Below are 21,038 nucleotides of genomic sequence, written 5' to 3' on the forward strand. Positions count from 1 at the left end.
CGATGCCGCTGGCGATGCTCGTGGTGCTCGTGGGACTGACACTCAGCGGCACGCTCGGCACGATGGTGATCAGCCAGATCCGCAGCGCCGGGTACGACGCCCGCCGCGTGCTGGCGTTGCACGCGTCGCAGTCCGGGCTCGAGGCGGGGCTGGCCCAGATCCGGGCGTCCACCAAGGTCGACGCCAAGACCGGCGAGACCGTGGGCGACCGCGAGAAGCTGCAGTGCGACCCGATCACCGGCAAGGTCGGCAACGGCAACCCGGGCGAGTGGACCGTGTCGGTCGTCTACTACGACTCCGATCCGCAGGGCCACTGGCAGGACCCGGCGTGGCTGACGGCGCACGCCATCGCGTGCACCTCGGTCGGCGGCGCCAAGGACGTCCCGTTCTACGCCGTCTTCACGTCGGTCGGCACCGCGAGCTACGGCGGCGACACCGCGAAGCGCACCCTCACCGGCACGTACGTCTTCCACCTGGTCAACACCAACATCCTCGGCGGCCTCGTGCACGTCTTCCGCGGCAGCACCACGCTCAACGACCTGTGCATCGACGCCGGCTCGGGCGACCCCGCCCCCGGCACGCCCGCGAAACTGCAGATGTGCAGCTCCGGCAACGTCGCGCAGACCTGGGCCTACACGTCCACCCTGCAGTTCGTGCTGGTCTCGTCCCAGACCAAATCCCTGCCGTACGGGATGTGCCTCGACGCCGGCGCCAACCACACGCCGAACGCGCAGGTGCTGTTGCAGCCATGCCAGACCGGCAAGCCCGCGATCTACCGCCAGCAGTGGAGCTTCAACGACTCGGCGAACCTGGTCGGCACCAACAACAACGGCACCGACGTCGACGGCTACTGCTTCCAGGTGCAGAACCCGAACGTGCCCGGCAGCAACCTGACCATCCTGAAGAGCTGCGGCGGCGGCTACAACAACACGAACACGTTCTCGTCGGACGCGAACGTCGGCGCGGGCCAGGCCGACTCGGACGTGGGACGGTCGATCGGCCAGCTCATCAACTACAACCAGTTCGGCCGCTGCCTCGACGACACCGGCCAGAACCCACTGGCGACGCACATGATCGCGTGGCCGTGCAAGCAGAACCCCAACCCGACCAAGGTGTCGTGGAACCAGCGGTACACGCTGCCGGCCCTGCCCGAGGTGGCCGACCCGGCCACGACGGCGACCGAGCTCAACTACGCCTCGGGCATCATCTACACCACCTACACCGCGACCGGCATCCAGTACTGCCTGCAGAGCCCGCTGTCGACGGCGGTCTACCAATATGTGACGACCAAACTCTGTGACGGCAGCGCGTCGCAGAAGTGGACGGTCTACGGGCGTACGAAGCTCTACGTGACCAGCTACCGGATCCTCGACGTGAACGGCAAGTGCCTGCAGCCCCGCGACCCGAACGCCTCCCCGAGCGACATCTACCAGGCCGTCAACAAGATCAGCAAGATCTACGTGGCCGACTGCGACGGTTCCACCCTGCAGAAGTGGAACGCCGACAAGAACGTCATCGAGGCGCTCGCGCTCAAGGACATCGGCGAGTCGCCGACCAACGCGCGGTGAGCCGGCCGCCCATGATCGTCGATTCGCCGGATTCCGGGGGCTCGCGGCGACAGAATGAAGGCATATCTGGCGAGGTCCCCCGAGCGAGGAGCGGTCCGGTGGCTCCACGCGCCTATGTCTGGTGGCTGCTGTCCGCGGCCCTGGTCATCGTCGTGGTCGCGCCGATGTTCGGCACACCCGGCGAGTTGGTCGTCTACAGCGCCGTCGGCCTCGCCTCCGCGCTGGTCGTGGCGGTCGGCATCCGCCGGAACAAGCCCGTACGGCGGCGCGCGTGGACGCTGCTCGCGATCTCGGCCGGCCTGGGGGCGATGGGACCGGCCGTCTGGGCGTTCTGGCCGGACGCGCCCCTGATCCCCGGCGCTCACATCCCGGTCTTCGACAGCCTGTTCATCTGGGCCTACCTGCCACTGTCGATCGGGCTGATGCTGCTGCCGGAACGCTCCGGCACCTCCCGCTGGGCCGGCATCACCGAGACCGCGATCGTCATGTGCACCGGCACCGTGCTCGCCTGGGTGCTGCTCTACGACCCGTACGTCGCCGACCGCACCACGCCCCTGACCAACAACGCCGTCGTCGCCTACCCGTTCCTCGACGCTCTCGTGACCGGGCTGGCGATCCGCCTGATCGTCCTGCAGGCGAGGCTGTCCGTGCCCCACCTCATCGTGCTGGCCGGCACGATGCTGATGACCGCGTCCGACGTGCGCTACTTCATCCAGGTCACCCAGGACCTGCCCATCCCCGGCTCGATGACGCTGAGCGTCGGTGGCTGGACCGGCGCCTTCGTCCTGATCGCGACGGCCGCCCTGCACCCCCGCACAGCCCAGCGCGGCCCGGCCCCGGACGCCACCGTGGGCACCTGGCGCATCCTCACGCTGCACATCCTGCTCGTGCTCATCGGCCCGCTCGCCACCGCGTACGCCCTGCGCCGCAGCAGCCAGGCCCACGTGCTGGAACTGGGCCACCTCGGCGTGCCGCTGGCCCTGACCGTGGCGGTGGCTGTGCTTCTGGTCGTACGCATGGCGCTGGCCACCCGGCTGGCCGAGAACCAGGCCCGGACCCTGCGCGGCTCGCTGGCCGAACAGGCCGCCCTGCAGGAGTCGATGCGGCACATGGCGCTGCACGACACGCTGACCGGCCTGCCCAACCGCCGCCTGCTCGAGGAACGGCTCGCCCTGGCCTCGGCCGGCGGCCAGCGACGCGGCGCGCTGCTGCTGCTCGACCTCGACGGCTTCAAGGACGTCAACGACCGCCTCGGCCACACCATCGGCGACGAGCTACTGGTCACCGTGGCCGACCGGCTGCGCGAACTGCAGGGCCCGGGCGAGACGCTGGCCCGGCCCGGTGGCGACGAGTTCAACGTGCTGCTGCCCGGCGCCGACGCCGACGAGGTGCGCGCCCGGGCCGAGGCCGTGCTGGCCACGCTGCGCCGGCCGGTCGAGGTCAGCGGTCACACGCTGCACGTGACCGGCAGCATCGGCATCCGCCGCCTGGAGCCCATGGCCGGGGCGGACGAGTTGCTGAGCGACGCCGACCTGGCGCTGTACGCGGCTAAGGCCGAGGGCAAGGACCGCTACGAGGTCTTCGATCCCCGGCTGCGGCAGGACCAGGCCGACCGCATCCGCATGGTGGAGAGGCTGCGCGAGGGCCTGGACTCCGGCGAGTTCACGGTGCACTACCAGCCGATCGTCGCGCTGCGCGGCGGCGCGTCGGTCGGCTTCGAGGCGCTGGTGCGCTGGACCCCGCCCGGCCAGCCCCCGATCGGGCCCGACCGCTTCATTCCGGCCGCCGAGGACAGCGGACTGATCGTCGGCCTGGGCGAGTGGGTGCTGCACCAAGCCTGCACCGACGCGGCCCCGTGGCACCTCGCCTACGGCACCACCATCGCCGTCAACGTCTCCCCGCGTCAGCTCGCCGAGCCCACCTTCGCCGACACGGTGCGCCGCGTCCTCGAGGAGACGAGCCTGCCACCAGCCGCGCTCACCCTGGAGATCACCGAGGGGGTGCTGGTGCGGTCGGGCGCCCAGACCGAGCTGACGCTGGCCCACCTGACCGCCCTGCGCGCCGACGGCGTCAAGGTGGCCATCGACGACTTCGGCACCGGCTACTCCTCGCTGGCCTACCTGCGCGACCTGCCCATCGACATCCTGAAGATCGACAAGTCCTTCATGCCCGCCGACACGACCGACGCCCAGCAAGGTGCACTCGTACGCGCCGTGGTCGACCTGGCCCGAAGCCTGCGCCTGGTGACCGTGGCCGAGGGCGTCGAGACAGCCCACCACGCCGAACTTCTGCGCACCCTGGGCTGCGACCGCGGCCAGGGCTGGCTGTTCGGCCGCCCCGGCCCGGCAGCCGCCGCTTACCTGCGCCTAGCCTCAGAAACCACCGTGCCTAATGGCTCCGCTTCGCTGCGCGGGCGCAGTCGTCTTTTAGGTCAATGACTTGAGCCCGGTTTCCAGCACCGCAAACACCACGATGCTGGAAACCGGGCTCAAGTCATTGACGACGACTGCGCAGGCCGTTCCCGGACGGCGCGCTCGCACAAGGTATGGGGCACAAGGGATTGCTGGATGGTGCCGAAGCGCAACAGCACGACCCCAACCCCGTTGGCTGTCGTCACAGCCCTCGCCCTACCGCCGGCCCGAGCTTGAGGCGATGGCGACCCGCAGGCCGAGCTCGCGCGCCTCGTCCAGCCAGGACAGCACGCCGGGCAGGGCGATCTCCTTGTCGATCAGTTCGCGGTGCCGGGCGTTGATCGGCGCGCGGTCGACGGGCGCGCCGACGTGGGCGTCGAGCTGGACGCCCGGGTCCCAGCCGGGCTCCATCGTGCCGATGACGCGCGACCACTCGGCGCTGTCGAGAGTGGCCTCGTTCGCCGCGTAGGCCTCCTGCCAGGCGACGAACTCGGGGGTCTAGGTGTCGAGGATCAGGCCGTCGAAGTCGAAGATCACCGCGCGGACGGTCACTTGACGATCACCACGTCGGTCTCGGTCAGGCTGCCGAGGACGATCGTGCCGTCGCGCTCGGCCACCGATGTTACGAAGCCGTAGGAGCCGTCCGTCGTACGCAGGTCGTGCACCAGCCCACCCTCAAGATCAAAAGCCATGACCCAGGCTATCGATGCGGCCTTCGGGCGCACGGCGGCCGGCAGGTTCCACACGAGCACGCGCAGAAAGCCCGGCAGCGGCAGCAACCGGTCGAGCAAAGCGTCGCGCGGCGCGGCGATCGCCACCCACAGCAGACCGTCGCTGCCGAGCGACATGTTGTCCGGGAAGCCCGGCAGGTTGTCGACCAGCGTCTCGGTGCGCCCGGACAGCCAGTGCCGCCTGATCCGGTAGCCGGTCGTCTCGGCGATAAGCAGGTGCGACTCGTCGGGCGCGAGCACCAGCCCGTTGGCGAACTTCAGGTCGTCGAGCAGCGTGGTGACGGTCCCGTCCGGGTCGCGGCGCAGCAGCCGCCCGGTGCAGGAGTGCTCGAAGACGTCACCGAGGTGGTTCTCGAGGTCCCACCGGCTGGTCGAGGTGGTGAACCAGATCGTGCCGTCGCTGCCCTGCACGACGTTGCTGGCGAACGAGATCCCACCCACCAGCACCTCGACGCTCCCGTCCGGCCCCACCTGAAGAAGCCCGCGGTCGTGGTCGCAGACGAGCACCGCCCCGTCCGCACAGGCATGCAGCCCGAGCGGCCGCCCACCCGTGTCGGCCAGCACCGTGCGCTCCCCCGTCGCCGGGTCGATCCGTACGATGCGCCCGTCCCCGGTGCCGGTGACGATCTGTCCGGCATGGTCGAAGACGACGTCCTCCGGCCCGCGGTCGCCCGTCGGGAGTCGTTCGCGGACGGTCAGGGCCGCCGTCGCTCCACGGTCGACGTTCGGCGGCGGCGCCCAGCGGCGCGGATTGATCAGTCGGCGGGCCATACCCGGCATTGTGCCCGCTGTACCGGAGGCCGTCACATCGTTCGTGATACGCGTCAGCGGACACCGCCCGCGTCCTGGCGAGCCGACTTCCGGGCCGAGAGCGTCGAGCTCGAACTCAGCGTGGCCGACCGAGTCGGCCCTGATCGGCGGGGCCGCCGCCCCCGGACGAGGGCTAGCGCCGCGCCAGGGATTCGGCCGCGAAGTGCAGGAGCTGGTCGACGGCGGCAGCCGGGTCGGCTTCGGGCGGGGGCAGCGACGAGGAGAGCAGGCAGCGTTCGAGGAGCAGTTCGACCAGGGCGGCCCGGTCGACGATCTCGCCGGGGTCGAGGGCGCCGGGCAGGATGCGTACCTCGATCGTGTCGCGCAGGGGCTGCTCGGCGAAGAGCTGCGTCAGGTTGATGTCGAAGAACTTGGTCAGCTCGCCGTCGGTTGCGGCCTGCTTGAACTCGTCCCACCCGGGCGCGCCGGCGGTGGCGGCCACCAGCGCGCCGGGCAGCGGGGCGAGGCGGCGGCAGGCCGGGTTGGTCTGCAGCAGCGCCCGCAACGGCTCGCGCCAGTGGGCGAACAGTCGCACCACGTTGGCCAGCGCCTGCGGCCGGCGGAACGGGCCGCCGTCGAAGTGCAGGTGGACGGCCGCCTCGACCGGCACGGTGAATCCGAGCTCACGTGCCGGCCCCAGCAGCTCGGCCAGCGTCTCGAAATGGTTCGCGGTGATCGGCGGGGTGACGATCTCGCAGGGGCGTTCACGTTCGGCGCCGGCCGGGGCGGCCAGCGCGATCGTGCCGCCGGCCAGGTCGTCCAGGCGATAGACGTCGCCGAACTGGGCCGGTTTCGTCTCCCACAGGGCGGCCGCCGCGTCGAGCACCGTGTCGAGCGGGCCGGCCGGATCGCACTGCGACGCGAGCAGGCTCAGCAGCCGGGGTTCGTCGCTCAGCACCCGGAACCAGCCGGGCGGGGCCGGCGTGCGCGGGTCGAGGCCGTCGAGCAAGGTGATGTCGTCGACCAGGGTGCACAGCTCGGTGCCGTCGGGACGGTCGACGGCGAAGCCCAGCGTCAGGTTGAGGAACCGGCCGAGGCCGGGCACCAGCGACGGCTCGCTGTCGCGGTGCCAGATCGGGCGGACCCGGCCGCCGCAGCGGGCGGCCAGGTCGTCGGCGAGGCTGCGCCGGCTGGCGCCGCGCGGCGCCATCAGCTCGATCTCGAAGCCGATGCGCCGGCGCAACCGCCCGGTCACGGCTGGATCGGCAAGGTCTGGCCGGCCAGCAGCCGCTTACCGCCCTCGACTTTCGCCTGGTAAGGCGACTTGAGGTGCCACAGGTCGGCCAGCTTGGCCGCGTCGTCGGAGTCGTAGCCCTTGTCGAAGAAGGCGCCGATGCGCTTGCCCTCGAGCGCGGTCGCGACGTTGGCCGGCTTGGGCTTGACCGGCAGATCCTGCCCGGCGAGCAGGCGCTTGCCGGCTTCGAGCTTGGCCTCCCCCGCGCCGGGCAGCTTCCAGATGTCGGCGAGCTTCTCGGCGTCGGCGAACACGTAGCCCGCGTTGAAGAACGCCTCGAACTGCTTGTTCTGGTCGGGGCTGGTCTGCTCCTCGTCGGCCGGCTTGTCGGGGGACGGCTTGATCGGCAGCGTCTCGCCGAGCAGCAGTCGGCGTCCGGCTTCGGCCTTGACCGAGACCGTGTCGCCGCCGCCCTGGTTCCAGAGCTTGGCGAGTTCCACGGCGTTGTCGTAGCCGTAGCCGGCCGCGTCGTAGGCGGCGAGCTGTTCCTGCCGCGCCTTCTCGGGGTCGGCGCTGGGGGCGGCGGCAGGCAGGGTGGCTGTCGCGCCGGGACCGGTTGGAAGGAACGCGGGCAGGTTGACGACGCCGGCGATCAGGCCGGCGCTGAGCACGCCACCGACCGCGATCTGGGCGCCCCGGCGGCGCCGCTTGTATCTCTGGGAAAGCTCTTCGACCCGCGCGTAGACAGCCGCGGGGTCGGGGGTGTTGTGTTCGATGAGCTCGAAAACCTCGCGCAGCTGGCGCTGGTGCGGCTGCTCATTCACGACTTCTCCTCGGCCGGAACGCGTTCCATCAGCTCCGGCGAGAGCCGGAGCGTTTTCAGTGCCCTCGACGCGTGGCTGCGCACGGTCGCCTGGGAGCACCCCAGCAGGTCGGCGATCTGATCGTCGTCGAGCTGCTCGTAGTAGCGCAGCACGAGGACGGCCCGTTGCTTGCGCCCGAGCGTGGCCAGGCGCCGCCACAGGACGTCGGCCATGACGATGCCTTCGGCGTGGTCGCGCACACCACCCCGGGCGTCGTCGAGGTCGACGAGCCGTTCACCGACCGCGTGCACATGACGAACGGCCCAGCTGCGCCGCCACGACAGGTACTCGTTGAGCACCATGCGCCGCACGTACGCCTCGGGCACGTCCGCCTCGCTGATCCGTTTCCAGCGGGCTTGCGCCCGGGCCAGCACCTCCTGGACGACGTCCTGGGCGAGATCGCGGTCGCCGGTGAGGACGACCGCGTAGCGCAGGAGAGCCGGAAGCCGGGCCATCGCGAATTGCTCGAAGGTCACAACCACTACGACGCACTCCGGGCCGGTTCTGTGCAACCCCATCCATGATTATTTTCGGACGGGATCAGGCTTCCACGGTGGGTAGCGTAACGGTGAACACCGTGCCACCGCCGTCGGCCGGATGGGCTGTGACGTGGCCGTGGTGGGCCTCGACGATCGCCTTGGTGACGGCCAGGCCCAGCCCGGTGCCCTTGACCCCCTCGCGCGTCGCGTTGCTGGCCCGGAAGAACCGGCTGAACAGTCGCGGATACTGCTCGGACGGGATGCCGATGCCGGTGTCGGCGACCTCGATCGTGGTGCAGTCGCCGCCGGTCTCGGCCGTGACGGTGATCCGGCCGCCCTCGGGCGTGTACTTGACCGCGTTGGCCAGCAGGTTGTCCAGGGCCTGGCGCAGCCGGTGCGCGTCGGCGTGCACGGGCAGGTGGGGGCCGAGCCGCACGTCGACGCCGATCGCCTTGGCCTCGGCCCGGGGCCGGTGGTTCTCGACGACCTCGCGCAGCAGCCGGTTGGCCGACATGGGCCGCGGGTCGATGCTCGGGTGCCCGGCGTCGAGGCGGGCCAGGTCGAGCAGGTCGCCGACCAGGCGTTGCAGGTGCTCGGCGTTGCGGTCGACGACGTCGGCGTAGCGGCGGTCGGCGCCGGCCAGGTCGGGACTCTCCAGCAGCGTCTCGACGTATCCCCTGATCACGCCGATCGGGTTGCGCAGCTCGTGGATGACGACCGCGGTCAGCTCGTCCTTCATCCGGTCGAGCTCCTGCTGGGCGCCGGCCAGTTCGAGCTGCAGGTCCTCGGCGCGGCGGCGTTCGACGAAGCGGCCCAGGTGCGTGCCGATCGTGTCGAGGACGGCGACGATGTCGGGGTCGCGGGGCAGGTCGGTGTCGAGGAAGAACGCGAGCACGCCCAGCACCCGTCGCCCGGCCCGCACCGGCATGCCGATGACCGTACGGATCCCCGCGTCCCGCGCCGCCTCGACCCGGATCGCCGAGATCGCCTCCTGTCCGCCCCACACCTCGGCGCCGGTGCGCCAGACCAGGCCCGCAAGACCCTCACCCCGGGCGTGCGCGACCTCGTCGTCCCCGGTGAACCCGGGCAGCTCGCGCCCGGCCCCCGTGTGCGAGCTGAATCGGCTGATGTGCCGCCGGTCCTCGCTGACCTGCCAGTATTCGCCGCAGAGCCAGCCCAGCGAGTCGGTCACCGAGGCGACCGCTCCTTCGGCGGCCTGCTCGGCGCTGGTCGCCTCGGAGAGCACCAGGGCGACCGCGTGCCGGGCGCGGCGCAGCATCTCGGCCCGGTGCACGTCGGTGATCTCGTGCATGGCGGCCACCGCGCCGAGACGCCGTCCGTCGGGGGTGTCGATCGGCCGGGCGTTGGTGAGGAAACGGCGCTTGGCCCCGTCCGGGCCGGGCACGACGAGCTGCTGGCCCTCGACGACCTCGCCGCGGAACGCGCGCAGCAGCGGCACCTGGTCGGCGGCGAGCCGGGTGCGGCCGTCGGCGGCGTGCAACCCGTACCGCTGGCTCCAGGTCTCGCCGGCCGAGCCGGGCAGTGCGTCGACGCCGTGGATGCGGCGCAGCGCCCGGTTGAAGAAGGCCAGCCGGCCCTCGCTGTCGCAGGCGGCCACCCCGGTGTCGAGGCTGTCCAGCAGGGCCTGCAGGAACGCGCGGTCGTCCTCGATCTCCTGGCGGCGGCGTTCGAGCTCCTTGGTGGCGATCACCCGGTCGGTGATGTCGTGCAGGAAGGCGTGGGCGACCAGCTCGCCGTTCTCGGAGCGCACCTGGATGGTCATCTCGATCGGGAACTCGCGGCCCATCCGGTCGACCGCGGCGAGCTGCAGGCGCTGGCCGGTGAGCAGCGACTGCCCGGTCTCGCGCACGCGGGCCAGCCCGGCGCGGTGCATCTCGCGGAAGCGCTCGGGCACGATCAGCTCGGCGACCGGTCGGCCGATGACCTGGGCGGCGCTGTACCCGAACAGGCGTTCGGCGGCGGCGTTCCAGGCGACGACATCCCCGGCGGCGTCGAGGGAGATGTACGCGTCGTAAGCGCTGTCGAGCACCGACTGCATCCGCCGCGCGGCCAGCAGCTGTTCGGCGTGGGCGAGGCGCAGCGCGATCTGGGCCTCGGCGGCCGCGGCGAGGTCCCGTACGGTGGCCTGGTCGTCCTCGGTCCAGGCCCGGGGCTGGTCGGCCAGCACGCAGAACGACCCCAGGATCTGCCCGCCCGGCGCGTGCAGCGGGAAACCCAGGTAGGCGATGACCTGGTAGTCGCGGATCGCGAGGTTGTCGCAGACGCGCGGGTCGGTGCGGGCGTCCTCGACGACCAGCGCCTGCTCGCCGACGACCACATGCTGGCAGAACGAGTGGCTCAGCGGGGTCTGGCGCTCGCGTTCGAGATCCTCGGGCAGGCCGCAGCCGCTGGCGAACCGCTGCCGGTCGCTGTCGACCAGGGAGACGAGCGCCGAGCCGGCCCCGGTGAGCCGGGCCGCCATCGCGGTGAGCCGGTCGAGCGAGGGCACCGACTCCGCTTCGAGCAGGCCGGTCGCGTGCAGCACGCGCAGGCGCTCCGGGGACGTGATCGCGCCGCCGGCGGTCAGTTCTTGCGATGCCGTGCCCATATGTGCCGCATCGGCCGGTTACCGCGCGAATTGAGCGTCAACGGTCGGGCGCGTCGGCCGGGGCCATCACGCGCAGCGCGTTCGCGGCCAGCCCGATGCGCAGCGGGGTGCTGCCGCCCGGCTCGCCGTCGACCTCGACGCGCGCCGGCCGGTCGGTCTCGAGCCACAGCTCGTCGACGGCCAGGAACGGCTCCTCACGCAGCGTGCGCGAGGGCCCCTTGGCCGCGTTACGGGCGGTCTCGACGAGCAGTTCCCGTCGCGAGGGCCCACCCACCGGGTACGCCACCAGGAGCCGGTCGTCGGCGTCGGCGTCCCCGGCGATGGGTCGTCCGGCGTGGTGCCCGCCGTTGGCCACGTACACCTGGTGACTCTCGAAATCGTGGCTGCGCCCGCCGGCGCGTACGGTGATGCGCAGTGGCTCGTGCTTGGTCAGCAGCCCCAGGGCGGTCAGCGGGTAGGCGAAGCGGCCCAGCAGGCGCTTGAGCGGCCGGGGCGCCTTGAGCATGACCTCGGCCGAGAGTCCGACCCCGACGTGGTTGGTGAACGGCTCGTCACCGGCCAGACCGAGGTCGAGATCGATCACCTTGCCCTTGATGAGCACCTCGATCGCCTCGCCGAGGTCGAGCGGGATGTGCGCGGTGCGGGCGAAATTGTTGGTGGTGCCCAGCGGGAGCAGGCCGAGCGCGACGTCCTTGTGGGCGAGAATGCGGGCGGCGGTGCTGATGGTGCCGTCACCGCCGCCCGCGATGAGCAGGTCGGGCCCTCGGTCGAGCGCCTCGGCGAGAATGTGCGGCAGTTCGCGGGGCCGGTCGACGGCGCACGTCCCGAGCAGCTCGAACCCGGCTTCGGCCAGGCGCTCGCGGGCGTTCTCGTAGAGCAGCCGGCCCCGGCGCGAGTGGGTGTTCACCACCAGCACGGCCCGCCGCCGGCTGCGGATGTCGTCGGTCAGCTGCTCCTTTGTGCGCACCTCGCTGACCCTATCGGTTGCGCCATCGGCGGGATTCCGACGGCCACACCGGCGACCACGGGCCGATCCGAAAGGCTTCACCGTGGTGGAGGACTGTCGCGGCCCGGCGGGCTTCCTAGCGCCGGCGGGGACGCTGGGCCGGGCGGCGGGACGCGAACGACCAGCGCTGACGTCCGGCCAGGCAACGCGAGCGGAAGATGCGCCGGAGCCTACGCATTAGCGGCACGGCGGGCGGTGTATTCGGTGCGCGTCGGGTAGCGGATCAGGTTGTCGGGGGCCTCGTCGGCGTAGGGGCGCGCCCGGAACTGGCTGCCGTAGTCGAGCATGCCGTCGATGAGGCGGTCGACGTCACGGCCGGGGCGCACCACGAGCCGCATGAACTGGCTGGTCATGCCGAGCTTGTTACCGCACTCGCGGGTGTAGACGCCATGGTTGGCGACCAGGTAGTCGCGCAGCGCCACGCCCGACCACTCGGTGGGCAGCTTGACGAGGATGAAATTGCCCTGCGACGGGAACACGGTCAGACCGGGGATGCGGGCCAGTTCGCCGGCCATCGAGCGGCGGTCCCGGCTGAGCAGCCGAAGACTGTCCTCGTACTCCTCCTCGTGCTCCTGGATCATGAAGACGACCTTCTCGGCCAGCGAGTTCAGGTTCCACTTCGGAAGCGCCTTGCCGATCTTGCCCGCGATGGCGGGGTTGGCCATCAGGTAGCCGAAGCGGATGCCGTGCAGGCCGAAGTTCTTGCCGAGGCTCTTGAGCACCACCGTGTTGGGGCGGATGACCGCGTCGGGGCCGACCGACGGGTACTGCTCCAGGTCGGAGAAGTCGATGAAGGACTCGTCGATGACGACGAGGTCGAGGTCGCCGAGCAGGTCCATGAAGCGGATGACGTCGCGCCGCGGCAGGTAGCAGCCGTCGGGGTTGTTCACGTTGCAGACCACCGCGACCCGGGAGCCGCGATCGCGGATGAAGCGTACGTAGTCGTCGAGGTTGAGCCGGAATCCGTCGCGCTCCTGCAGCGGGAACATGTCGACCCGCTTGCCGGTCTCGAGCGGCTGGTCGGTCCAGCGGCCGAACGTGGGGATCGGGATCGCCACGCTCTCCTTGATGAGCAGGTGGTCGATCCACGTGATCAGCTCGGTCGAGCCGTTGGCCATCGCGACCGTCTGCGGGTGCAGGCCGAGCACGCTGCACAGCTTCTTGGTGATGCTCGACGAGTCGCTCGGGTAGTACTTCAGAATGTTCCTGAGGTCGCGGCTGAGTTCGTCGAACATCTCGGGCGTGGGGAAATAGGGGTTGCAGGGGATGCAGAAGTCGACGATCTCGACGCCCTCGCCCGCGCTGCGCGACAGATCGAAGTACGAGGCGCTGTGGGCGCCCTTGTGCAGGATCGAGGTGTCGATTCCGGTCCCCGCCATCGCCGCTCCCACTCGCTCGGGCCCACGCCACTGCGCCGGCGTCGTTGTGTACGAGGCGGGCCCTTGAAGGGTTCAGGTATTTCCAAGTCTCGTTGTTTGCGCAGGTAAACAGGGGTGCCCACGTCTTAGGCGTGGCTTAATTTCTGAAGTGACCTAGATCACTAGGCTGGGAATCGCCTGCTAGGCGGCTGTACATGAAGGACTGATCGGCTGCTGTTCGGGAAAATGTCGGACCCCGCCTTTAGGTTCGGAGGCATGACCAAAAGCATGCAGTTGGTGGCGGAAGGTGACGCCGGCACGGCGGCCGCTCTGCGCACCCAGAGCGAGGTGGAGGCGCGCATCCGTGCCATCTGCTTCAAGACCGGTCCCCCGGCGCTGATCGGCGCCGAACTCGAATGGACCCTGCACGACATCGCGGCGCCCTCGGCGCCGCCGGTCGCCGAGAAGCTGCGGCAGGCTCTCGGACGGCACACCCCGGCGACGCTCGGAGCGTCGCACCCGCCGCACCCCCTCCCCGCCGGAGGCACGATCAGCGTCGAGCCGGGCGGGCAGATCGAGATCTCCTCCGCCCCCGCCTCCACCCTGGCCGCTCTGCACGCGGCGGTCGAGGCCGATCGGGCCCACCTCACCGTTCTGCTCGAGACCGCCGGGCTCACCCTCGGCTCGCACGGCATCGACCCGGTTCGCGCGCCCCGGCGCCTCGTGCACACCCCGCGCTACGACGCGATGGAACAGGCCTTCGACGCCCGCGGCCCCGACGGCCGCGTGATGATGTGCAGCACCGCCGGCCTCCAGGTGTGCCTCGACGCCGGGAACATCGCGCTCCGCTGGGCCGCCGTCTCGGCGCTGGGCCCGCCCCTGCTGGCCGCCTTCGCCAACTCGCGCCGCCACGCCGGGCGCGACACCGGCCTCGCCTCGGCCCGCATGGCCGCCTGGTGGGCGATGGACCCGCGGCTCACCCATCCCGTCGGCGTCTCCGACGACCCGGCGGGCGACTGGGTCCGCTACGCCCTCGAAGCCCCGCTCACCTGCGTGCGGCGCGACGGCGGCTGCTGGGACGCACCACCCGGCACGACCCTGGCCGGCTGGATCGGGGGCGCCTTACCCTTTCCGGTCACCGTCGCCGACGTCGACTACCACCTGAGCACCCTGTTCCCGCCCGTGCGCCCGCGCGGCTACCTCGAAGTGCGCTACCTCGACGCCCAGCCCGGCGACGACTGGATCGTCCCGGTCGCCGTGCTGAGCGCCCTGCTCGACGACGACGCGACCACGGGCACCGCCCTCGACCTGGCCCAGCCGACCGCCGACCGCTGGGAAGAGGCGTTCCGCTGCGGCCTGGCCGATCCGCCGCTGCTCTCCACCGCCACCGCGGCACTCGACCTGGCCGTCCGTCGCCTCGATCCGGCTATGCGCGAGCGCGTCACCCAGACCATCGACCAGCGGCTCGCCGCCGCCCACGGGGAGAACCGATGACGATCGAGACCGAGAGGCTGCGCGACCGGGTCGCGGCCGAGCTGATCCGCACCCGCGACCGCACCACCCTGCTCACCGAGGCCGTCGACGAGGACGACCTGATCCGCCAGCATTCGCCGCTCATGTCGCCGCTGGTGTGGGACCTGGCCCACGTCGGAAACCAGGAGGAGCTCTGGCTCGTGCGCGACGTCGGCGGCCGTGAGCCGGTACGCCGCGACATCGACGAGCTCTACGACGCGTTCAAGCACGCCCGCAGCGACCGCCCGGCCCTGCCGCTGCTCACCCCGGGCGAGGCCCGGCGCTACGTCGCCCAGGTGCGCGACAAGGCCCTCGACGTGCTCGACCGGGCCCGGCTCGACGAAGGCCGCCGCCTGGTCGCCGACGGGTTCGCGTTCGGCATGATCGTGCAGCACGAGCAGCAGCACGACGAGACCATGCTCGCCACCCACCAGCTGCGCTCGGGCCCACCGGTGCTGGAAACGGCCGCGCCGCCCCGGCCCGCGCTCGCGGTCACCGGCGAGGTGTTCGTGCCGGGCGGGCCGTTCACGATGGGCACCGACACCGAGGCGTGGGCGCTCGACAACGAGCGGCCGGCGCACCAGGTCGACGTGCCCGCTTTCCACATCGACCGGGCCGCGGTCACGTGTTCTCAGTTCGCGGCCTTCATCGACGCCGGCGGCTACGACGATCCGCGATGGTGGAGCACCGCCGGTTGGGCCCACCGTCAGGCCGCCGGGCTCACCGCGCCGGCCTTCTGGCAGCGCGACGGCGACGGGTGGGCCGTCTCCACGTTCGGCCGCACGGCCCCTGTGGTGCCCGACGAGCCGGTGGTCCACGTGAGTTTCCACGAGGCTTCGGCGTACGCGTCCTGGGCCGGTAAACGCCTGCCGACCGAGGCCGAATGGGAGAAGGCCGCGCGCCACGACCCGGCCACCGGCCGCTCGCGGCGCTATCCGTGGGGCGACGACTCCCCCACGCCGCGGCACGCCAACCTGGGCCAGCAGTTCCTGCGTCCGGCACCGGCCGGGGCCTTCCCCGACGGGGTGTCGCCGCTGGGCGTGCACCAGCTCATCGGTGACGTCTGGGAGTGGACGTCGACCGGCTTCCACGGCTACCCCGGCTTCGCCCCGTTCCCCTACCGCGAATACTCCGAGGTGTTCTTCGGTCCCGACTACAAGGTGCTGCGTGGCGGCTCGTTCGGCACCGACCGGTCGGCCGTGCGCGGCACGTTCCGCAACTGGGACTATCCGATCCGCCGCCAGATCTTCAGCGGCTTCCGCTGCGCGCGGGACGCCTGATGTGCCGCCACCTGGCCTACCTCGGGCCGGCCGTCACGCTGTCGTCGCTGCTCTACGACCCGCCGCATTCGCTGTCCCACCAGTCGTGGGCGCCGCGCGACATGCGCGGCGGCGGCACGATCAACGCCGACGGCTTCGGCGTCGGCTGGTACGCGGCCGACGGCCCGGTGCGCTACCGCCGGGCCACCCCGCTGTGGAGCGACACGACGCTGCCCGGCCTGGCCGCCGCCGTCACCGCGGGCGCGGTGCTGGCGGCGGTCCGCAGCGCCACCGTGGGCATGCCGGTGACCGAGAGCGCGGCCGCGCCCTTCGGTTCCTCCCGGTGGCTGTTCAGCCACAACGGGGTGGTCGCCGGCTGGCCCGAATCGGTCGCCAAGCTCGCCGCCGCCCTGCCACCGGTCGACCTGATCACCCTCGAGGCGCCGACCGACTCGGCCCTGTTGTGGGCGCTGGTCCGCGACAAACTGCGGCGCGGCACGGGCCCGTGCGAAGCGGTCGCGGGCACGATCGCCGCCGTCGCCGCGGCCGCCCCCGGCTCGCGGCTCAACCTGCTGCTGACCGACGGAACAACCATCGTGGCCAGCGCGTTCGGTCATGCGCTGTCGGTGCGGAGCGGGCGCGGCAGCGTGCTGGTCAGCTCCGAACCGCTCGACGGCGACCCGTCCTGGGAAACCGTGAAGGACCGCACCATCCTGGTCGCCGGCATCGACAGCCGGCACTACGTCCCGCTGGGAGAGTCATGACCGAGCTCGAGGTCCATCTCGACGCCGAAACCCAGGAGGCCGCGCTGCGCTCCGACGTGGTCGCCGGCCTCACCGCGCGGCGCAAGTGGCTGCCGCCGAAGTGGTTCTACGACGCCCGGGGCAGCGAGCTGTTCGAACAGATCACCGAGCTCCCCGAGTACTACCCCACCCGCGCCGAACGGGCCGTGCTCACCGAACGGGCCGCCGACATCGCCCGGCTCACCGGAGCCCGCACCCTGATCGAGCTGGGCTCGGGCTACTCGACGAAGACCCGGCTGCTGCTCGACGCGCTCACGACGGCCGGCACGCTCACCGAGTTCATTCCGATGGACGTCTCCCCGAGCGCACTGACGGCCGCCGCGTCCCGGATCGCGGCCGACTTCCCGGCGCTGCGGGTCCGCAACATCGTCGGCGACATCACCCAGCACCTCGACTTCCTGCCCGTCACCCCCGACCGCATGATCGCCTTCCTGGGCGGCACGATCGGCAACTTCGAACCCGCCGACCGCGCCCGCTTCCTGGCCGACGTACGCGCGGTTCTGCGCCCCGGCGAACACCTGCTGCTCGGCACCGACCTGGTGAAGAGCCCGCGCGTGCTCGTCCCCGCGTACGACGACGCGGCCGGCGTCACCGCGGAGTTCAACCGCAACGTGCTGCGCGTGCTCAACCGCCACCTGCAGGCCGACTTCGACCCCGACGGCTTCGCCCACGTGGCCCTCTGGGACGCCGACCACGAGTGGATCGAGATGCGCCTGCGGGCCCGCTGGCCCATGCGGGTAACCATCCCCGCCGTAGACCTGACGGTCGAATTCGCCAGCGGCGAGGAGTTACGAACCGAGATCTCCGCCAAGTTCCACCGCGAGGGCGTCGACAAGGAGCTGGCCGAGGCCGGCTTCACCCTCGACCAGTGGTGGACCGACCCCGAGGGCCGCTTCGCCCTGTCCCTGGCCCGAGCCACATCCTGAACCTCGTCTCCGGCACCCTTCCGCGTGGGTCCTCCGAATTGATCACGTTCGGGACCCACGCGGGAGGAAGGCCGGCGATCCGGGACAGGTTGACCCTCTGGCAGACCTCACCTTTGACCGAGCCGGTGGCCGTGCCGGCGCCCATGAACGGCGGTTCGTCCTGTGTCCGGCGATGAGTTCGGGCCTCCTGGATGGTCTGTCCCGGTGACACTGGGCAGAGGAGGAGTCATGGGCAAGGTCATCGCATCCATCACCACGTCGGTCGACGGTTATGTCACCGGACCCGAGGACGGGCCGAAGTACGGGCTGGGGCGCGGGGGCGAGCGGCTGCACTACTGGGTGATGGGCGGCCCGTGGACGTACGACGGTGGCCACGACTTCGCCATGCACGGTCCCGACAAGCAGTTCTACGACGAGATGGTCTCCACGATCAAGGCCGGTGTCGTCGGCCGGGGCATGTACGACGCGGCCGGCGCGTGGGGTGGGACCAACCCTTTCCCCGGCCCGTTGTTCGTCCTCACCCATCGTGTCGCGGATCAGCCGGCGGCGGAGACAGGGTTCCGGTTCGCCGCGGATCTGGACGCGGCACTCAGCCAGGCGGACGAGGCGGCGCGGGGTGGCGATGTCTCGGTCGGCGGTGGCGCTGACATCATCCGGCAGGCGTTGGTGGCCGGGAAGGTCGACGAGCTGGTCATCTCGACCGCGCCGGTGATTCTCGGGGCCGGCAAGCGGCTGTTCGAGGGATTCGACCGGGACGTGGACCTCGAAGTGGTCAAGGTCTACAGCTCACCGTTCGCCACCCACGTGCGCTACACGGTCAAGTAGGCCCGGCAAATCGACCACGAGCGGTCATAGACCGTTAAAACCAAAGCCGCCGGGGCGTTCCGGGCGGCGGCCACGATATCGATCATGATTCATTCGATGGTTGCGGCCGCCATGGTCGCGGCGACCCTGGTGCCGGGCGGGCACACCGCCGCCGCGTTGCCGCTCGGGGACGCCGATCTGGCCGAGACCCGTACGACCCAGACGCTCGCCCGGGGCGTGACGCTGACCAGCATCGTCCGCGGGACCGAACCCGCGCCCAGCGGCGAGATCGGCACCACGACGAAGGGGCCGTGGCGGGTCAACGTGCTCACAATCGACCCGCAACGGGCCAAGGGACACCTGCGGACCACGTACGGCGCTGATCTTGCGCGGACCGAGACGGTGACCGATCTCGTCGCCGCGGAGGGGGCGCTCGCGGGCGTCAACGCCTCGTTCTTCACTTTCACGGCGAGCCAGCAGTTCCCGGGTACGCCGGTCGGGCTCGGGGTGCACCGCGGCCGGCTGCTCAGCGAGCCGACCACCGACCCGGCCGAGGCCGACCTGGTCATCGATTCGGCGCGTAACAGGATGGTTGTCGGGAAGTTGTCGTGGGCCGCCACCGTGCGCAATCCGCGAACTCGCGCCGAACTGCCGATCACGCTCGTCAACGACCCGCCCGCCGCAGCGGGGGCGATCGCCGAGTTCACGCCCGAGTTCGGCACGTCGACGCCGGCCGGGGAGGGCGCTGAGGTCGTGCTCGACCGTCGCGGCTGTGTCGTGCGCGTCGCAGCCAGCCGAGGCGTCGCACTGGCCGCGGGCCAGACGTCGCTGCAGGCCACCGGCGTTCAAGCGGCCCCCCTGACCGCGCTGGCGCAGCCGACCACGCCGGCCACGAGCACGCAGGCGACCACCGCGCCGGCCAAGAGCTGCCTGCGTGTCGAGCAGACCGTGACCGATGCCGACGGCGAGCGGGTCGAGCTGCGGCCGGGCACCTACGCCGTCAACGGCCGCTACCGGCTCACCGCGGACGGGGAGATCGTCGTCCCGGACGGTACGGGCAGCTTCTTCGATCGCAACCCGCGCACCATCGCGGGCACCACCCGTACCGGAAAGATCGTCCTGGCCACGATCGACGGGCGGATGACCACGAGCGTCGGCACGACGATGGACGAGACGGCGGCCGTGGCTGACGCGCTCGGGCTGCGCGACGCGATCAACCTCGACGGCGGAGGCTCGACCACCATGGTCGCCGCGGGCCGGCTCGTGAACCAGCCGAGCGGCTCGGCCCAGCGTCCCGTCGGCGACGCCGTGATCTGGGACGACTGACCTCTCAAGTGTGCCCCGCCGTGCCCGATGTTTCCGGAGTCCAGCACGGCGGAGCACACGAGGGGGGTCATGAGAATCAATGTCCTGCGCCGGTCGGACCCCTTGACGGGGTTGGCCGGTTCTGTCCGTTTCCGCAGGTTCTCGGAGCGTGCACTGGCCTCACCGAAGAGCACCGCCGTGCTGCTGATCGACGTGCACCGCGAGGGCGGCGACCAGGTGCTGGTCGAGCTCGCCCGGGTGCTGCGCTCCTGCGTCCGCAAGCCGGGCGTGCCGTTCCGTCTGGGCGGCGACGAGTTCGCCGTCGTGCTGCCGCAGATCAACTTCGTTGAGCAGGCGTACGAGGTGGCCGGCGCGATCGCCTCGGCGCTGTCCCCGGTCATCGTCGACGGCCGTCTCACGCCCCTGTCGGCCAGCATCGGCCTGGCCGTCTCGAACCCGGGCGAGCTGACCCACGACGAGCTCGTCTACTGCGCCGAGCTCGCCCTGCGCCGCGCCCAGCAGCGTGGACCCGAGACGCGCTGGGCGGTCTGGCACGAACCTACTCGACGGAACGTGGCATGACCGTACGCACCGCGACCGGGTCGCCCGGCGCGCCGCCTGCCTTCGACCGGTACTCGGGCACGCCCACGCAGGTGAACAGCAGGGTGATCAGGTCGCCGGGCTCGTGCAGCAGGGCGGGCAGTTCGGAGTCGAGGAACGTCATGCCGGTCGCGCTCGCCCCGACCGTGTAGGCGGCCAGGTGCAGCCGGCCCTCGACCAGGCCAGCGGCGAGCTGCGCGGAGCGGTAGGAGCGGTCGTCCAGGTTGTGGTTCGGCGCGGCCGCGATGACCACGTACGCCGCTTCGGCCGACAACGACTGGCCCAGGGACACCCGCTCGAGTTCGTCGCGCAGGTTGCCCGCGGTGATCGGGTGTTCCAGGTCGGGCCAGCGGTAGAGGCCGGGCTCGACGCCGTCGACGCCGCGCACGGCAACCCAGTGAGGAACGTCGATGCCGCGCAGGGCGGCGGACATGGGCCATTCGAGGGACGCGCGCGGGACGGTTTTCGTACGGTCCATGCGGCGCTGGGAGCCGCGACGCTGGATCACGGCGTCGAGCGTGTCCTCACCGCCGGGTGCGGGCACTTCGGCGCCCACGGGCCACGGCGCGCCCAGAACCGTCCGGTCACCGGCCCGCTGCGCTCGCGTGATCAGCGGAAACTCGACCGGCGGCAGTTCACCCGCGGCAGCCGGCCCGGTCGCGACCACGGCCGGGGTGCCCTCGCCGAACGTCAGCAGCGCCAGGGGTGGCAGCTGCTGACATGTTGATTGTCGGTAGTGCTCACTGGTTGGCAATAGGGACGGTGTCAATGCAAAGAAGGGGCAGCGGCCACCGGTATCCCGTAGGCAAACTTGCTGCGGC

At 71.2% G+C, this 21,038-nt stretch carries 18 protein-coding genes; 9 read left to right on the forward strand and 9 right to left on the reverse strand.

All coding sequences use genetic code 11. From position 1 onward, the window contains the following. Positions 1-2: 2 nt before the first annotated feature. Both EER30_RS15535 and EER30_RS15540 read left to right on the forward strand, forming a co-directional pair. Positions 3-1,568: a ricin-type beta-trefoil lectin domain protein gene (locus tag EER30_RS15535; RefSeq protein ID WP_127501124.1), complete on the forward strand. Its 1,566-nt coding sequence runs from the start codon at positions 3-5 to the stop codon at positions 1,566-1,568. Positions 1,569-1,666: 98 nt separating this feature from the next. Further along, the gene (locus EER30_RS15540) at positions 1,667-4,006 is read left to right on the forward strand and encodes a putative bifunctional diguanylate cyclase/phosphodiesterase (protein WP_164842342.1); all 2,340 of its coding nucleotides are present in this window, start codon (positions 1,667-1,669) and stop codon (positions 4,004-4,006) included. Between the two features lie 189 nt (positions 4,007-4,195). Here the strand turns inward: EER30_RS15540 and EER30_RS15545 are convergent, their stop codons facing one another. The 8 genes from EER30_RS15545 to EER30_RS15580 form a co-directional block, all read right to left on the reverse strand. Further along, complete coding sequence (locus EER30_RS15545; RefSeq protein WP_127501126.1) at positions 4,196-4,390, reverse strand: HAD family hydrolase; 195 nt, start codon at positions 4,388-4,390, stop codon at positions 4,196-4,198. A 137-nt stretch (positions 4,391-4,527) separates the two neighbouring features. Next, the gene (locus EER30_RS15550; protein WP_127501127.1) at positions 4,528-5,481 is read right to left on the reverse strand and encodes an SMP-30/gluconolactonase/LRE family protein; all 954 of its coding nucleotides are present in this window, start codon (positions 5,479-5,481) and stop codon (positions 4,528-4,530) included. Positions 5,482-5,653: 172 nt separating this feature from the next. Next, positions 5,654-6,715: an amidoligase family protein gene (locus tag EER30_RS15555; RefSeq protein WP_127501128.1), complete on the reverse strand. Its 1,062-nt coding sequence runs from the start codon at positions 6,713-6,715 to the stop codon at positions 5,654-5,656. Continuing rightward, complete coding sequence (locus EER30_RS15560; RefSeq protein WP_127501129.1) at positions 6,712-7,518, reverse strand: hypothetical protein; 807 nt, start codon at positions 7,516-7,518, stop codon at positions 6,712-6,714. The genes EER30_RS15555 and EER30_RS15560 overlap by 4 nt, the downstream gene beginning before the upstream one ends. Continuing rightward, positions 7,515-8,033 (reverse strand): SigE family RNA polymerase sigma factor, encoded by a 519-nt coding sequence (locus EER30_RS15565; RefSeq protein ID WP_240670034.1) that lies wholly within the window; start codon positions 8,031-8,033, stop codon positions 7,515-7,517. Before EER30_RS15565 ends, EER30_RS15560 begins: the two co-directional genes overlap by 4 nt. A gap of 64 nt (positions 8,034-8,097) precedes the next feature. Beyond that, positions 8,098-10,644 carry a PAS domain-containing sensor histidine kinase gene (locus tag EER30_RS15570; RefSeq protein ID WP_127501130.1) on the reverse strand — a complete coding sequence of 849 codons (2,547 nt, stop codon included), beginning with the start codon at positions 10,642-10,644 and terminating at the stop codon, positions 8,098-8,100. 37 nt (positions 10,645-10,681) lie between these two features. Next, a complete protein-coding gene (locus tag EER30_RS15575; RefSeq protein WP_127501131.1) occupies positions 10,682-11,611 on the reverse strand; it encodes a diacylglycerol/lipid kinase family protein in 930 nt (309 codons plus the stop codon). Positions 11,612-11,820: 209 nt separating this feature from the next. Beyond that, positions 11,821-13,029 (reverse strand): pyridoxal phosphate-dependent aminotransferase, encoded by a 1,209-nt coding sequence (locus EER30_RS15580; protein ID WP_127501132.1) that lies wholly within the window; start codon positions 13,027-13,029, stop codon positions 11,821-11,823. Positions 13,030-13,302: 273 nt separating this feature from the next. On the opposite strand from EER30_RS15580, the gene egtA reads away from it, so the two are divergent. From egtA to EER30_RS15615, 7 genes are all read left to right on the forward strand, one after another. Then, complete coding sequence (gene egtA, locus EER30_RS15585; protein WP_432417542.1) at positions 13,303-14,502, forward strand: ergothioneine biosynthesis glutamate--cysteine ligase EgtA; 1,200 nt, start codon at positions 13,303-13,305, stop codon at positions 14,500-14,502. Beyond that, on the forward strand, positions 14,499-15,800 hold the full coding sequence (egtB, locus tag EER30_RS15590) for an ergothioneine biosynthesis protein EgtB (RefSeq protein WP_127501133.1): 1,302 nt from the start codon (positions 14,499-14,501) through the stop codon (positions 15,798-15,800). Before egtA ends, egtB begins: the two co-directional genes overlap by 4 nt. Beyond that, on the forward strand, positions 15,800-16,543 hold the full coding sequence (gene egtC, locus EER30_RS15595; RefSeq protein WP_127501134.1) for an ergothioneine biosynthesis protein EgtC: 744 nt from the start codon (positions 15,800-15,802) through the stop codon (positions 16,541-16,543). Before egtB ends, egtC begins: the two co-directional genes overlap by 1 nt. Continuing rightward, positions 16,540-17,508, forward strand: coding sequence for an L-histidine N(alpha)-methyltransferase (gene egtD, locus EER30_RS15600; protein WP_127501135.1), 969 nt, complete (start codon positions 16,540-16,542; stop codon positions 17,506-17,508). The genes egtC and egtD overlap by 4 nt, the downstream gene beginning before the upstream one ends. Positions 17,509-17,736: 228 nt before the next feature. Next, on the forward strand, positions 17,737-18,333 hold the full coding sequence (locus EER30_RS15605; RefSeq protein ID WP_127501136.1) for a dihydrofolate reductase family protein: 597 nt from the start codon (positions 17,737-17,739) through the stop codon (positions 18,331-18,333). Between the two features lie 84 nt (positions 18,334-18,417). Beyond that, the gene (locus tag EER30_RS15610; RefSeq protein WP_127501137.1) at positions 18,418-19,638 is read left to right on the forward strand and encodes a phosphodiester glycosidase family protein; all 1,221 of its coding nucleotides are present in this window, start codon (positions 18,418-18,420) and stop codon (positions 19,636-19,638) included. Between the two features lie 69 nt (positions 19,639-19,707). Further along, on the forward strand, positions 19,708-20,199 hold the full coding sequence (locus EER30_RS15615) for a GGDEF domain-containing protein (RefSeq protein ID WP_240670036.1): 492 nt from the start codon (positions 19,708-19,710) through the stop codon (positions 20,197-20,199). Here the strand turns inward: EER30_RS15615 and EER30_RS15620 are convergent. Further along, on the reverse strand, positions 20,177-20,971 hold the full coding sequence (locus EER30_RS15620; protein WP_127501139.1) for a nitroreductase family protein: 795 nt from the start codon (positions 20,969-20,971) through the stop codon (positions 20,177-20,179). The two genes, EER30_RS15615 and EER30_RS15620, sit on opposite strands and share 23 nt — an antisense overlap. Positions 20,972-21,038 lie beyond the last annotated feature (67 nt).

It is taken from the genome of Actinoplanes solisilvae (genome assembly GCF_003999975.1).
Classification (GTDB): Bacteria; Actinomycetota; Actinomycetes; order Mycobacteriales; family Micromonosporaceae; genus Actinoplanes; species Actinoplanes solisilvae.